Source organism: Betaproteobacteria bacterium, from assembly GCA_009693245.1.
Classification (GTDB): Bacteria; Pseudomonadota; Gammaproteobacteria; order Burkholderiales; family SHXO01; genus SHXO01.
Window position 1 is genome coordinate 1 of the sequence record SHXO01000090.1, and the last position, 12,980, is coordinate 12,980.

A 12,980-nucleotide genomic window follows, 5' to 3' on the forward strand; every position below is an offset into this window, starting at 1 on the left:
CGGATTATCCGAATCCAATGGTAGGCATGCGAGGCGGCAAATAAGCGCTCAATAGTTACGCTAGGCGCCCCTCTTCGTACTTCCGTGACGCTCCGAATGCATTTCTGGATTGCGCCGGAATGATTCATCGCGGACTCACCCTCCATTTTTCAACATACCAGGGAACCTAAAAGTACATCATTGCATGGCGCATTGCCGCTAGCGTCGCCCGGCGATGACGGCGGGGGGCCAATCCAAGGGCTGAAAATAGTCTAAGTCTCTGTTTCGGCTTGTCCACAAGGGACCTAGCACGGTAAGTGCAATAGGGCGAGGCAGCACAAAGCAACAAAATAAAAAAGTGGGGCGATCACCCGCGGATGGAGGCAAGACCTAATACCTTGCACACGCCAATTATGCGAATGAACTCCACGCTGGTGATTAATCCGAAGGGGGGGTCGGGAAAGACGACCGTTACGACAAGTCTCGCAAGCTATTTTGCCGCGAAGTCCATTCCCGTCACCATCATGGACTATGACCCACAGGGATCGAGCCTCAACTGGCTGCGCCAGCGGGATCCCTCCCGAAGCCGCATCCACGCCGCCAACGCCGCACCGCAACGCGGCAACCGCCTACGCGGCATCTAGATGCATGTCCCAGAGGGAACACAACAGCTCATCATCGATGCGCCCGCCGGCGCTTCCGGGCTCCTCCTCCAGGAATTGCTTTCCCGGGCCGACTGTATTGTGGTCCCGGTCGCGCCGTCGGCCATCGACATTCACGCCACGGCGAACTTCATCCGCGACTTGCTTCTCACGGGCCGCATCCGCATTCGCAACATTCGGTTGGCGGTAGTGGTCAACAAAGTGCGCAAGTCCATGCCTACCTACGAGCCCCTGGAGCGTTTCTTGAAGTCCCTCAATCTGCCTTTGCTCACCCGCCTGAGCGATTCGGATGTTTTCCTGCAGGCGGTGGAAACGGGCATGGGGGTGTTCGAAATGGAATCCGGGGCGGCCGAGCGCGAGCAATTCCGCCCCGTGGCCGAATGGGTGGAGGGTCATCAACCGCCCAAGCTGGCCGGGGCGGACCCAAAAATCGTTCCGATCCTCAGCCGTCTACGCCGTCCCGCCGATATCGCTGACCTTGGATAAATCACTCTATGAAACTACTACACGCTAGTGCCGCCGCTTTCCTTGCCAGCACCCTCTTCATTTTGCCCGCGGCCGCGGCCGGAGATAGGGCAGACGCCTGCCGCACCGACGTGGCGAAACTTTGCAAGGACGTGAAGCCGGGTGGCGGGCGCATGCTCCAATGCATGAAGCAACACGAGTCCGAATTATCGGCGCCCTGCAAGGAGCGCATGGCGCAGGGTAAGAAACGCGCCGAGGAATTCAAGGAAGCCTGCAAGTCCGACGCCGAGAAGCTCTGCAAGGACACCCCGAAAGGCCTGGGAAATGTGATTCGCTGCCTAGCCAGTCACAAACCCGAGCTCTCTTCGTCATGCCAGCAAAAAATCGCCGAGGCACAAAAGAATCACCCCTGCAGCAAGGACGCCGAGCGGCTTTGCAAGGACGTCAAGGTGGGAGATGGCCGCATGGCGCAATGCATGAAGAGCCACAAGAAGGATCTCTCGCCCGCATGCAAGTCCAGCCTGCAAAAACGCCACGCCAAGGCCACGGGCTATCTACGGTCTAGCCGTCCGCCTCACCCCTCATCCGCCCCGGATGGCGGGCACCAAATGCACCTCGCTATCCGGGCCAATGGGGGCAAACCATACGTCCTGGAAAATCTCCCCGTCGATGGCAATAGCGTAGCCGTCATGCTCCAGATGGGGAGCGAGCGCCGGATAGCGCTCGCCCAGCATCCGTAGCAATTGCTTCACATCTCGCGCCGCCACCTCCACTTCAGCCTCCCCGCCCGCGAGATTCTTCAAGGTGCCGGTGAGGATGACCAGAGCCAAGACCTTGCGCCCTACCCTCCCCGCTGGCTGTCGATCGCCGCGAGCACGCGCGGCGGCGACATGGGCAGGTCGGTAAACCGGTAGCCCGTGGCGTTGGACACCGCGTTGGCGATGGCTGCCATGGGGGGCACGATGGGCGTCTCCCCCACCCCGCGTACGCCATAGGGGTGGCGGGGGTTGGGAACTTCGACGATGACCGTATCGATCATGGGCACGTCGGAACACACCGGAATACGGTAATCGAGGAAGCCCGGGTTTTCCAGGCGGCCCTTGTCGTCGTAAATGTATTCCTCGTTTAGCGCCCAACCTATGCCTTGCACCGCGCCGCCTTGCATCTGGCCTTCCACGTAGCTGGGATGCACGGCCTTGCCCGCATCTTGAATCGCGGTGTAGCGCAAGATGGTGACCTTGCCCGTTTCGGGATCCACCTCGACGTCCACTAAATGAGTTGCCAAGCTCGGTCCCGCGCCCGTGGCATTGATGGCGGCATTGCCGACGATGGGGCCGCCGGTCTTGCCAGCCGTTTTGGCCAGATCCGCGAGCGATAGCGACTTGTCCTTGCCCTCGCCCAATAAGCGGGCGCGCCCTTCAACCCATTCCACTTCCTCGGCTGACACTTCCCAGATTTTCGCGGCGCGGCTGCGCAATTGCTTGATGACATCGCGCGCGGCTTCCACCACCGCCATGCCGCTGGAGAACGTAACCCGGCTACCGCCCGTGAGGAAGTTAAATCCCAGGGAACTGGTGTCGCCGATGATCGCGTGCACCTGCTCCATGGGAATGCCCAGTTCCTCGGCCGCCATCATGGACAGGGATGCACGCGAACCTCCGATGTCTGGCGTGCCCAGCACCATGGCCACGCTGCCATCTTCGCCCACATTGAGCGTGGCGCAGGTTTCCCCGCCGATGTTGAACCAGAACCCCGAGGCCACGCCACGGCCCTGGTTGGCCTTGAGCGGCGCCCGGTAGTGCGCATGGGCCTTCGCCGCTTGTAGCGTCTCCACCAAGCCGATGGGGCCCAGTTTCGGCCCGTAAGGCGCGCGGGTGCCTTCCTTGGCGGCATTCTTCAAACGAAACTCGACAGGGTCCATGCCGATCTTCTTGGCGATTTCGTCGATCACGCCTTCGACGGCGAACTCCGAGATGGGCCCGCCCGGTGCGCGGTACGCCGCCACCTTGGGCCGGTTCACCACCACGTCGAAGCCGACGATGCGCACGTTCTCCAGATCATAAGGCGCGAAGGCACACATGGCGCCGGGCTGCACCGGTGAGCCCTGGAACGCACCCGCCTGGTACTTCAGCAACGCCTCCGCCGCGGTGATGCGCCCATCTTTCGTCGCACCCACCTTCACCCAAATCTTGGCACCCGACGTGGGTCCGCTGGCGCGGAACACTTCCGTGCGGGACATGGTCATTTTCACGGGCTGGCAAGCCTTGCGCGAGAGCGCCAGCGCCAGGGGCTCCAAGTACACCACGGTTTTTCCGCCGAACCCGCCACCGATTTCCGACGCGGTGACGCGCAAATTCGAAACTTCCATTCCCAGGAGCTTGGCGCAGAAGGCACGCACGATGAACTGTCCTTGCGTGGTGCACCACAGTTCCGCTTTGCCATCCTCCGATACGCTGGCCAGGCACGCGTGCGGCTCTATGTAGCCTTGGTGCACGGGCTTCGTCGTGAATTCGCGTTCGACGATGACGTCGGCCTTGGCAAACCCGGCTTCCAAATCGCCGAATCCGAACTCCACGCGCTTGGCGATGTTGGACGGCATCGCGGGCTTGGGTTCCACGCCAATGGTGTACATGTCGTCGTGCAGCAAGGGTGCATCTGGTTCCATGGCCTTGGAGACGTCCATCACGTGGGGCAGCACTTCATATTGCACATCGATCAGCGCCAGCGCGTGCGCCGCCACCGCGTCGCTCACGGCCGCCACGGCGGCCACGGCGTGCCCTTCATACAGGGCTTTCTCGCGCGCCATCACATTGCGCGTCATGTCCTTGAAGTTCACCATCATCTCGCCCGCGGGAATGAACTCCGAAGGCAGATCGCACAGATCGGCGCAGGTGATCACCGCTTTCACGCCCTTCAGGGCTTGCGCCTTGGACACATCGATGGACTTGATGCGAGCATGCGCGTGCGGGCTGCGCAGAACTCTTCCGATCAGCATGTTGGGCACATGGATATCGGCGCCGAATTTGGCGCGCCCTGTCACCTTGTCCACGCCATCGGGGCGAAGAGGGCGAGTACCGACGATTTTCAAGTTCTTCTGGGTCACTCCTGGTACGGTCATGTCGTTCATCGTGTCGCTCCTGTATTAAGCCGTTCTCATCACAACGGCGGCATCCATCACCGCGCGCACTATCTTGTCGTATCCCGTGCAACGGCACAGGTTACCGGCTAGCCAATACCTCACTTCGGTTTCCGTGGGGTTGGGTTTCTTCGCAAGCAAGGCTTTCGCCGCGATCAAAAATCCCGGCGTGCAGATGCCGCACTGTAGCGCGGCGTGCTCGAGAAACTTCTGCTGAAGGGGATGCAGTTCATCGCCCTTGGCCATGCCCTCGATGGTTTCCACGCTGCGCCCTTGGGCCTCGGCCCCGAGCACGAGGCACGCGCACACTAGGCGGCCATCGAGCATCACACTGCACGCTCCGCAATCGCCCGAGCCACAGCCTTCCTTGCTACCGGTCAAATACAGCTCATCGCGTAGTACGTCGAGCAGAGTCTGTTCCGTGCCGCAGAGGAACTCCACGGTATCCCCATTCACGGTAGTCGTTACATGTTGCTTTGCCATTTTTCCTCGGTCTCCCTTATTTCCCGGCGGCGCGTTCAAGCGCGATCTTGGCGGCCCGGCGGGCCAATACGCCCGCCACCTTGATGCGGTAGGCGATGGTGCCGCGCTTGTCGTCGATCGGTTTGCATGCGGCACTCGCGGCAGCGGCCAGGGCCTTGAGTGCGGCATCGTCCACGCGCGTTCCGATGAGCGCCTTGGCACCGGCAGCCACGAGGAGCGGTGTAGGTGCCACGGCACCCAGGCCCACTCTCGCATGCGTGCACACGCCCTGCGCATCGAGCGCGAGCGACACGCCCACGCCCACCACGGCGATGTCCATCTCGGTGCGAGGAATGAAGCGCAAGTACGCATCCCCCGCCCTGCCCGTGGGTTTCGGCAAGCGGAACCCCATGATGAACTCACCGCGCGCCAGCGCGTTGCGGCCCGGTCCCGTGATGATTTGCTCCACAGGCACTTCGCGCTCGCCTTGCGCACCCGCCACCTCGCACACCGCTCCGGCGGCGATGAGTGCCGGTACGCTATCGGCCGCCGGCGAGGCGTTGCACAGATTCCCGCCCAGTGTCGCGCGCCCTTGAATTTGGGTAGAGCCGATGAGCTGCAATGCTTCCACCACGCCCGGCCACGCTGCTGTGAAGCCTGCATGCTCGCCGATTTCGGCGCAAGGCGTGGCCGCGCCGATGCGCCAGCCGCGGGCGTCGCTCTCGATGCCACGTAGCCGCGGCACGGCTTTCAAATCCACCACCATGCGTGGCGCGACAAATCCCGTGCGCAGTTTTACCAGTAGATCCGTACCGCCCGCGAGTCCGTAGGCGCCATCTTGTGCCAGGAGCCCGGCGGCGTCCTTGGCGGTAGTTGGTGATCGATAGTCCATGGGTACAGCGCTCTCCTCTTAGTTGCTTCTCAATCGGTCAAACCAGCTTTTTAACCCAAACGGCCGTGTCGTGGAACACCGCGCCGCCATTGGGCCAGCCCGGATCCGCGCTGGTCAAGGCGTTGATTCCGATTCCATTCTCGAAATACTCATTGGGCCAGATGCCTTCCACCACGACCACGCCGCGCTGCTGGCCGCCTTGCGGCTTTACATGCACGATCACGGTCCCTCGCTCATTGCCCAGTTGCACGCGCTCGTCCTGCGCGACGCTTAGGGCCGCGCAATCCTCCGGGTGCAAGAGTACCGTAGGACGGCGCTCTCGTTTCACCGAACTCGGTGTTTCCGTGAAACTCGAGTTCAGGAAGGTGCGCGCAGGTGCCGCCACCAAGCGGTAGGGTTTTTCGGTGGTGGCGTTGTCGATGACATTCTGATGATCGGGCAACACCGGCATTTCCTCCCAACGGCCGCCGAAGCGCTTCCAGTCGCCCTTGAAGTGAAACTTGCCATCCGCCGTATCGAAACCATCCAGGAAGTGCATCTTCTCGAATGGATACACGAAATCCTGGCCGCCGCGCTTGTAATTGGTTTGCGCGTCCCACATACCGGATGTCCGCAACGTCGCATCCATGATTTCCCACGCACTCATATGGAATCCAGGATGTTCCGCGCCCAGCCGCTTGGCCAGTTGGCAGATCACATAGTGGTTCTCGCGCGCCTCGCCCGGCGCTTCCACGACTTTGCGCGCAACCTGGAACGACGTGTGGCCGCTGGCCGTGTAGAAGTCATCGTGCTCCAAAAAGGTCGTCGCGGGCAGCACGATATCGGCGAACGCGGCAGTCTGCGTCATGAATTGCTCGTGCACGCAGGTGAAAAGGTCTTCGCGCGCGAGCCCCGCGTGCACCTTATGCAATTCCGGACACACCATGGCCGGGTTGGTGTTCTGAACCAGCAAGGCCGTAACCGGCGGACCGCCCTTCAGCGCGTCGGCGTCACCCGTGAGAATAGGGCCTAGGCGCGATTGGTCGAGATCTCGCACCGAGGTATCCACCTTGTCCAGACCTTCGATCAACGTGCGGTTGAGCGGATAAATCCCCGTATGGCCATAGAGCGCCCCACCGCCTTTATGCTGCCAAGCCCCGGTTACGGCCGGAAGGCATGTGACCGCGTGCATGTTGGCCGCCCCGTTGCGCGAGCGCGAAAAGCCGTGATGGCAACGGATGAAACTGCTGCGAGCGCGCCCATACATGCGGGCGAATTCGGTGATGGTCTCGGCCGGCAACCCGGTGATAGCCGATGCCCATTCGGGTGTGCGTGTCTTCAGATGAGCGGCCAGTTCATCTGGGCAGTCCGTGTAACGGCGCAGATAATCCCAGTCGGCAAAGCCTTCCGCGAACAACACGTGCATGACGCCGCAGGCCAGCGCACCATCCGTCCCTGGCCGTATGGCCAGGTGCAGATCCGCCTTCTCCGCGGTTCCCGTGCGATAGGGATCCACCACCACCAGCTTGGCGCCGCGCTTCTTGGCGGCCATGGCGTGCTGCATCACGTTGACTTGCGTGTTGACCGGGTTACCTCCCCAAATGACGATCACATCGGCGTGCTCCGCCGCTTCTCGTAAATCCACCCCGCGCTTGCTACCCACCCCGGCCAGCCAGCCGCTGTCGGAAAGCGCCACGCAAATGGTGGAGAACCAGCGAGAATACTTCATGGCGTGGCGCAGGCGCTGAATACCGTCGCGTTGAACCAGCCCCATGGTGCCCGCGTAGAAATAAGGCCAAACAGTCTCACTACCGTGCTGCGCGGCCTTCTGGATCAAGGCTTCGGCCGTGCGGTCCAGGGCTTCATCCCAGGATATGCGCTTCCATTGCTTGCTGCCCTTGGGCCCCGTGCGTAGCAAGGGGTGCGTGAGCCGGTCCGGGTGATGCTGGCGCTCGGCATAGCGCGCCACCTTCTCGCAGATCACCCCAGCGGTGTAGCTATTCCGCTGCGAGCCGCGCACGCGCCCAATGGTGCGCGCGTCCACGATCTCCACGTCCAGCGCGCACGTGCTGGTGCAATCATGAGGGCAAACCGAAGGCAGGATTCGAAGGGGAGCGTTCATGGAGGCGGCTCGAAACGACGTAAGCTGAAACGTACCACATTGAGGAGCGCGGAGAAAGTTACCCTTGATAGGTTATCCTCGCTTTTCAGCAAGAAACTGTATCTCTCAATACACCCGCCAAGGACCTCCCATGATTCACGTTATCGCCACCATCGATCTCGCACAGGGCACGCGCGAGGCGTTTCTTACCGAATTCCGTAAGTTGATTCCCGATGTTCGCGCCGAAGCGGGCTGCATCGAGTACGGTCCGGCCATCGATACCGAGACCGGCATTCCAACCCAAGCCAAGGTGGGTGCCGATAAGGTTGTGGTAATCGAAAAATGGGAGAGCGTCGCCCATCTCAAGGCCCATTCCGTGGCCCCCCATATGCAGGCCTACCGGGGGCGCGTCAAGGACTATGTGAAGGGAATGGAGTTGCGGGTATTGAGTCCAGCATAACGGCGTGCGCCCCCGCAACTTCGCCAGTTGCGCTCACTTATCGCGCTTGCTTTCGCCCTCGATGGCGGGGCGCTCCGGCGCTCCCTCATGAATCTCGTGGTATTCCGTGGTCTCGATGATGACATCGCGCCGCGCCCGGCGTAGCGAGCGCGTCTTCCACCAGAGATAGCCCAAAATCACAACGGCCGCCACCAGAACAATGGCGAAGATTACAACGGAAAATACGAACGCAAGCACCAGCACCGCGGTGCCGGTCACGATTCCGACGATGCGGCTCAACATGGTTGTTGCCTGCCTCATGCGTCCTCCCCATCCCAGCGTGCTTGTGCCCCGAATCTCGCCAGAACTGGTTCGCTCGCGGGTCCCGCCAAGGCGGCCACCTTGGTCAAGGCATCGGCGATCATGCAAGTGCGAGCGGCGACTGTCACACTGCCGCGACCACGCCAGCGCTGGCCCCGGACGGGATCCATGATGCAGCCAATGGGTTGCTCCAAACGGTCCGGGCTGGCTTCCTCGCAGCTTGACGTGGCCATGGCGCCGCAACGCAGTTGCGCTACAGGTACCAAGCCCTGTCCGTGGCGCAAATGAATGACCTCGGGTTCTCGCCCGAAGCGGCGCAAGTCGCCACCCGCGTTCACCGTGGCGTCCGTGCATCCGCCCCGGCGCAACGCGTGGATGGCTTGGTCCACGGCGAAGCCCTTGGCAATGCCTCCCAGGTCTAGAAGCATGGGCTCCTCGAAGAACACGCGGCCATTGCTCAGTAATTTGAGGTGCCGCCACCGGCGCCATTCGGGCAATCCGTTGCCATGTCCGGGGAGCAGACCGCATTCGACCAACAGCGGCGCTACCGTGATGTCGAACAGTCCGCCGCTGGCCACACTGACTTGCGTCGCACGCTTTAACACCGCATAGGTCCATGGATGCACGCTCTGCGGTTTCCGGGATGCGTCGCAATTGAGGCGGCTCAGCTCGCTATCCTCCGCGTGAAAACTCATCAGTTGGTCCACCTGTTCCACCGCCGCGAGCGCATCCTCCACGGCTTGGCCAGCTTTGTTCTCATCCTCGGCACGCGCCACGATTTGCAACATCGTCCCCATGGCGGGACGCGCGCGGCGAATTTCAGTGGAGGACAACTTGGTGGAGAAAAAGCAGCCGCTTGATGCCGTTGGCCATGCTATTGCTGGACATGGTGCCACCGCTGACGTTCACGATATCGTTACCCACCTTGAGCGGGTCCGCCGTGGTTTTGCCCACGAATTGGTCCCGCCACTTGAGTTCCTTGACGTGGCCGCCCCAGGCTTCGCGGTACTCGATGACCTGAAACTGGCGCAAGGTGCCTTCGGGATTGATACCCACCGCATAGGTGATTAGCTCGTGTTTACCGATCACCTGGTCGATGATGAACCAGCCAAGGAACTTCCCGCCCGCCATGGCCTTCCAGACCGGCTGTTTCAACATTCGCGTTTTCACGCCGGAGAGTTCTTCGATGCGATGGCTCTGGTCCGGCGTGAGATCAACAGGATGGGGAATGAATTCCTGCGCCTGCGCGAAGATCAGACTTCGCGCCTGGTCAACGCTCATGTACTGAGCGGCGATGCATTGAGGAGTAGCGCCAGAAAATACAATGGCGGGGGCAAGCCAGCGGATGTCGAGCGTCATGCGAACTTTCGGTAACAGCGCGTACGCTTAGAGAGCACAGAGCCCTCATGCCGGCACCCGCTAATTTCTATAGTGACCGGCGCTGGTCCAGGGCTGAACCAGAGCCGCGGAATAAAGTGACTTCTACTTCTTTTTCCCGGCGGCCGGTTCCGCCGGCTTTGCGGCCGCCCCGCCAGAGGACACCGGTCCCGAAACCACTTTCTTATCCTGCTTGGGTTTCTTCGCTTCCTTATTGCTTCGCATTTGGCCCTTAGCCATTTGAGCACTCCTTAAAGTATGCGCATCCCCATGGCTAGCAGGGGAGTCCGGATGCGCGGTTGGACACCCCCGTCTGGCTGCGCTGGGAGCGCGAATACTGCCCAGTACCGCGGCTCTACTCGCGCTTCTCCGCGTACGCCAAACGTGGCCGGGCGCAACTATACACCCGGTGCGCCTGTGTCCGGAATACGTGCTCGCCCGCTTGCCCCTGGAGCACGGCGAATCGCTGAAGTTGAGTTAACGCGCCACCGCCGCGAGAACCTCGAGTTCCCGCAGTGCCCAGTCGTACTCCATGAAATCCGTCACCCCTGTTTCCACCGCGGCGCTAAAGCTCTGGCGAGCGAGATCCTTCTCGCCCTTGGTCAAATAATACTGCCCCAAGTAGAACTGCACTTCGCACTGAAGCATGAGGTACGCGCGCGGATTCGCGGCGTCCGCTTGCGCCAAATACTGTTGGGGCGATATCGAACCCTTGAGCAGCTCGGCTACGGGCACAGGCCATTGGCTGCGATCTTGTCCGCTGGGCGCGGTGATATTTAGGGGCGAAGCTTTGCCCGCGCGCTGGGCAGCGAGGCTGACCCACAGCATCGAGTAAACCATCCCTTCCTGGTCCGCGCTGCGAGAAGCTTGCAGGAAAAAACCTTCCGCCGGTGCATAGTCTCCCCTGTAGAAGGCCGCTCGCCCTTTTTCTCGCAGGGCGCTGAAATTGGTTCGGTCCAGCCCCAGCACCATCTCCAAATCCGTGTCCGCCTTGGAGAATTCCCTGGCGCGCAAGTAGGCGATGGCACGGTCCTGGTAATACTGAGGGTTGAATCCGTCGATCTCGATGGCATTGCTGAAATCCTCGATAGCCTTGTCGTAGACCAGGAGATGACTCTGGTTTACCCCTCGCGCCCGATAAGCCGCCGCCAAACGCTGGCCCTGAAATTGTCCTGACTCGATCTCACGGGACGCGGCCTCAACACCGGATTGAAACCCCGAGCGCATTATTTGTTTCGCGCGCACCAGGGATGTTTGGTCCGGTGCCGCGAAACCAGGTGCGGCAATCATCATCCCGCACAGGACAACCGCCCGAATCACTATTCGCCAGTTCGCCACGAAGAATCTCCTTTTTCCAGAGCCAGCGCTCCTAACGGCCACGCCAGGGCAAACATAAGAAGCTTAGCGATGTTGCGCGGGCTTAGGGTGCCCGTATCGCTTTACGCGAATGTCGGCTTGCGCCTTGTGTCCCGCGAAGCCCTCCAGCGCGCACAAGCGTGAGCAGTACTCGCCGATCATCGCGGAGGCCTCCGGCGTCACCTTCTGATAAGTGCAAGTCTTCAGGAATTTCCCAACCCAGAGGCCGCCCGTGTAACGCGCCGCCTTGCGCGTGGGCAAGGTGTGATTGGTACCGATGACCTTGTCGCCGTAGGAAACGTTGGTTTCCACGCCCAGGAACAGCGCGCCATAGTTGGTCATGTGCCGAAGAAAGTAATCCGGGTCCTTGGTCATCACCTGCACATGCTCGGAAGCAATTTCATCGGCCACCCGCACCATTTCCTCGTACGTGTCGCACAGGATGACTTGTCCGTAATCGCGCCACGCCGCGCCCGCCGTCGCGCCTGTCGATAGAATCTTCAGTTGGCGCTCGACCTCCGCCATGGTATCGCGCGCCAATTTTTCCGAATTGGTTAGCAAAATGGCAGGCGAGTTAGGGCCGTGCTCCGCTTGTCCCAGCAAATCCGTGGCGCAGATTTCGCCGTCCACTGTTTCGTCGGCAATCACCAGCGTTTCCGTTGGACCGGCGAATAGATCGATGCCCACGCGTCCCGCCAACTGGCGTTTGGCTTCCGCCACGTAGGCATTTCCTGGCCCCGCCACCAAATCGCAAGCCTTGATCGTGGCCGTCCCCATGGCCATGGCGCCGATGGCCTGCACACCGCCCAGGCAGTAGATCGCATCGGCTCCGGCGAGATGCATAGCCGTCACGATTGCAGGCGCGGGTTTACCTTGAAACGGCGGCGCGCAGGCGATCACGTTCTTCACGCCCGCCACCTTCGCCGTGAGGATGGTCATGTGCGCGGAGGCCAGCAGCGGGTATTTGCCCCCTGGAACATAACAACCCACGCTATTCATGGGAATGTTCTTGTGGCCCAAAATTACGCCCGGCAGCGTCTCCACCTCCACGTCGCGCAATGCGTCCTTCTGAATGCGGGCAAAGTTCCGAATCTGCGTTTGCGCGAACCGGATATCGTCCAGATCGCTCGCGGACATTTGCTTCACGCACGCGTGAACCTCCTCCTCGCTCAGACGGAAATTCTTGGGCTCCCATTGATCGAATTTGCGTGAATACTCTCGCACCGCCTCGTCGCCGCGCTTCTCGATATCCGCCAGCACGCCTTCCACCGTCTGGCGAACCCGCGCCACGTCGGCGGCGTCCTGCTCGGCACTGATGCCCTTTTTGATGTAACGAATCATTGAGCTTCCTAGATCGTATAAGTAGAGGAGTCGCGAGGGATTATAAGTGCCTCACGCAGCTGGCCGGATGTCCTGGCCCGTACGTATACGGATTGAGGAGGACTCCTTCGAATGGCACGCCGTGAACGCCAGCATTCACGGCATTCGCTTGGTTACCAGTGCAATTGACATGCTCAAAGTCGGCGCCTCTTACCATGTTGGGATATCGATCGGCGGTAGCGGCCGGTTCCCTTGCACCGCCGAGGTCCGGCGGCTGGGCGAGCGCGGCGCCGGGATGGAAACCAGCCAGAAAGCACGACAGCGTGAATTGGCCAGATGAGACTTAAGGGCACCTCTAATAATCACTTTTCTACGACGGATCTCTTACCGCGTTAGCGAAATGAGTTTCATTCTCGGCCAGGTGACCTTCAGCCGGGTTATTTCGCGCCTTTCAAGGCGTTTTGCGAGCCTCTTCACTGGCTTTGTATCAA

Annotated in this window: 15 protein-coding genes; 5 read left to right on the top strand and 10 right to left on the bottom strand. The window is 61.1% G+C overall.

Going from position 1 to position 12,980, the window contains the following annotated elements:
• Positions 1-356: 356 nt before the first annotated feature.
• Genes EXR36_13355 through EXR36_13365 form a run of 3 tightly spaced genes read left to right on the top strand, consistent with a single transcriptional unit; the run spans position 357 to position 1,846 of the window.
• Positions 357-623 (top strand): hypothetical protein, encoded by a 267-nt coding sequence (locus EXR36_13355; GenBank protein MSQ60590.1) that lies wholly within the window; start codon positions 357-359, stop codon positions 621-623.
• Positions 624-1,127 carry a hypothetical protein gene (locus tag EXR36_13360; protein ID MSQ60591.1) on the top strand — a complete coding sequence of 168 codons (504 nt, stop codon included), beginning with the start codon at positions 624-626 and terminating at the stop codon, positions 1,125-1,127.
• A gap of 8 nt (positions 1,128-1,135) precedes the next feature.
• Entirely contained in the window at positions 1,136-1,846 is a 711-nt protein-coding gene (locus EXR36_13365) for a hypothetical protein (protein ID MSQ60592.1), read from the top strand.
• Here the strand turns inward: EXR36_13365 and EXR36_13370 are convergent.
• The 5 genes from EXR36_13370 to EXR36_13390 are packed head-to-tail and all read right to left on the bottom strand — an operon-like array spanning position 1,688 to position 7,697.
• On the bottom strand, positions 1,688-1,936 hold the full coding sequence (locus EXR36_13370; protein MSQ60593.1) for a MoaD/ThiS family protein: 249 nt from the start codon (positions 1,934-1,936) through the stop codon (positions 1,688-1,690). The genes EXR36_13365 and EXR36_13370 overlap by 159 nt on opposite strands.
• A gap of 11 nt (positions 1,937-1,947) precedes the next feature.
• Positions 1,948-4,224, bottom strand: a complete 2,277-nt coding sequence (locus EXR36_13375; protein MSQ60594.1) for a xanthine dehydrogenase family protein molybdopterin-binding subunit — start codon at positions 4,222-4,224, stop codon at positions 1,948-1,950.
• A gap of 24 nt (positions 4,225-4,248) precedes the next feature.
• Complete coding sequence (locus EXR36_13380) at positions 4,249-4,725, bottom strand: (2Fe-2S)-binding protein (GenBank protein ID MSQ60595.1); 477 nt, start codon at positions 4,723-4,725, stop codon at positions 4,249-4,251.
• Between the two features lie 16 nt (positions 4,726-4,741).
• Positions 4,742-5,596 (bottom strand): xanthine dehydrogenase family protein subunit M, encoded by an 855-nt coding sequence (locus tag EXR36_13385; GenBank protein MSQ60596.1) that lies wholly within the window; start codon positions 5,594-5,596, stop codon positions 4,742-4,744.
• 37 nt (positions 5,597-5,633) lie between these two features.
• The gene (locus tag EXR36_13390; protein MSQ60597.1) at positions 5,634-7,697 is read right to left on the bottom strand and encodes a molybdopterin oxidoreductase family protein; all 2,064 of its coding nucleotides are present in this window, start codon (positions 7,695-7,697) and stop codon (positions 5,634-5,636) included.
• Between the two features lie 130 nt (positions 7,698-7,827).
• On the opposite strand from EXR36_13390, the gene EXR36_13395 reads away from it, so the two are divergent.
• Positions 7,828-8,136: an antibiotic biosynthesis monooxygenase gene (locus tag EXR36_13395; GenBank protein ID MSQ60598.1), complete on the top strand. Its 309-nt coding sequence runs from the start codon at positions 7,828-7,830 to the stop codon at positions 8,134-8,136.
• A 33-nt stretch (positions 8,137-8,169) separates the two neighbouring features.
• On the opposite strand, the gene EXR36_13400 is transcribed toward EXR36_13395, so the two are convergent.
• The 5 genes from EXR36_13400 to hisD all read right to left on the bottom strand — a co-directional run bounded on the left by EXR36_13400 (position 8,170) and on the right by hisD (position 12,510).
• Positions 8,170-8,436: a hypothetical protein gene (locus EXR36_13400; GenBank protein ID MSQ60599.1), complete on the bottom strand. Its 267-nt coding sequence runs from the start codon at positions 8,434-8,436 to the stop codon at positions 8,170-8,172.
• Positions 8,433-9,269: an FAD:protein FMN transferase gene (locus EXR36_13405; protein MSQ60600.1), complete on the bottom strand. Its 837-nt coding sequence runs from the start codon at positions 9,267-9,269 to the stop codon at positions 8,433-8,435. Before EXR36_13405 ends, EXR36_13400 begins: the two co-directional genes overlap by 4 nt.
• Complete coding sequence (locus EXR36_13410; protein MSQ60601.1) at positions 9,256-9,795, bottom strand: FMN-binding protein; 540 nt, start codon at positions 9,793-9,795, stop codon at positions 9,256-9,258. The genes EXR36_13405 and EXR36_13410 overlap by 14 nt, the downstream gene beginning before the upstream one ends.
• A 495-nt stretch (positions 9,796-10,290) precedes the next feature.
• A complete protein-coding gene (locus EXR36_13415; protein MSQ60602.1) occupies positions 10,291-11,151 on the bottom strand; it encodes a hypothetical protein in 861 nt (286 codons plus the stop codon).
• 63 nt (positions 11,152-11,214) lie between these two features.
• The gene (gene hisD, locus EXR36_13420) at positions 11,215-12,510 is read right to left on the bottom strand and encodes a histidinol dehydrogenase (protein MSQ60603.1); all 1,296 of its coding nucleotides are present in this window, start codon (positions 12,508-12,510) and stop codon (positions 11,215-11,217) included.
• A gap of 67 nt (positions 12,511-12,577) precedes the next feature.
• Here hisD and EXR36_13425 point away from each other — a divergent pair, with 67 nt between their 5' ends.
• Positions 12,578-12,829 carry a hypothetical protein gene (locus tag EXR36_13425; protein MSQ60604.1) on the top strand — a complete coding sequence of 84 codons (252 nt, stop codon included), beginning with the start codon at positions 12,578-12,580 and terminating at the stop codon, positions 12,827-12,829.
• Positions 12,830-12,980 lie beyond the last annotated feature (151 nt).

Excerpts from the sequence above, each read along its gene's own strand:
- EXR36_13400 (MSQ60599.1), bottom strand. The coding sequence starts at position 8,436 with ATGAGGCAGGCAACAACCATGTTGAGCCGCATCGTCGGAATCGTGACC.
- EXR36_13390 (MSQ60597.1), bottom strand. The coding sequence starts at position 7,697 with ATGAACGCTCCCCTTCGAATCCTGCCTTCGGTTTGCCCTCATGATTGC.
- EXR36_13395 (MSQ60598.1), top strand. The coding sequence starts at position 7,828 with ATGATTCACGTTATCGCCACCATCGATCTCGCACAGGGCACGCGCGAG.
- EXR36_13410 (MSQ60601.1), bottom strand. The coding sequence starts at position 9,795 with ATGACGCTCGACATCCGCTGGCTTGCCCCCGCCATTGTATTTTCTGGC.
- EXR36_13355 (MSQ60590.1), top strand. The coding sequence starts at position 357 with ATGGAGGCAAGACCTAATACCTTGCACACGCCAATTATGCGAATGAAC.
- EXR36_13375 (MSQ60594.1), bottom strand. The coding sequence starts at position 4,224 with ATGACCGTACCAGGAGTGACCCAGAAGAACTTGAAAATCGTCGGTACT.
- EXR36_13365 (MSQ60592.1), top strand. The coding sequence starts at position 1,136 with ATGAAACTACTACACGCTAGTGCCGCCGCTTTCCTTGCCAGCACCCTC.
- EXR36_13385 (MSQ60596.1), bottom strand. The coding sequence starts at position 5,596 with ATGGACTATCGATCACCAACTACCGCCAAGGACGCCGCCGGGCTCCTG.
- EXR36_13380 (MSQ60595.1), bottom strand. The coding sequence starts at position 4,725 with ATGGCAAAGCAACATGTAACGACTACCGTGAATGGGGATACCGTGGAG.
- EXR36_13425 (MSQ60604.1), top strand. The coding sequence starts at position 12,578 with ATGTCCTGGCCCGTACGTATACGGATTGAGGAGGACTCCTTCGAATGG.
- EXR36_13360 (MSQ60591.1), top strand. The coding sequence starts at position 624 with ATGCATGTCCCAGAGGGAACACAACAGCTCATCATCGATGCGCCCGCC.
- hisD (MSQ60603.1), bottom strand. The coding sequence starts at position 12,510 with ATGATTCGTTACATCAAAAAGGGCATCAGTGCCGAGCAGGACGCCGCC.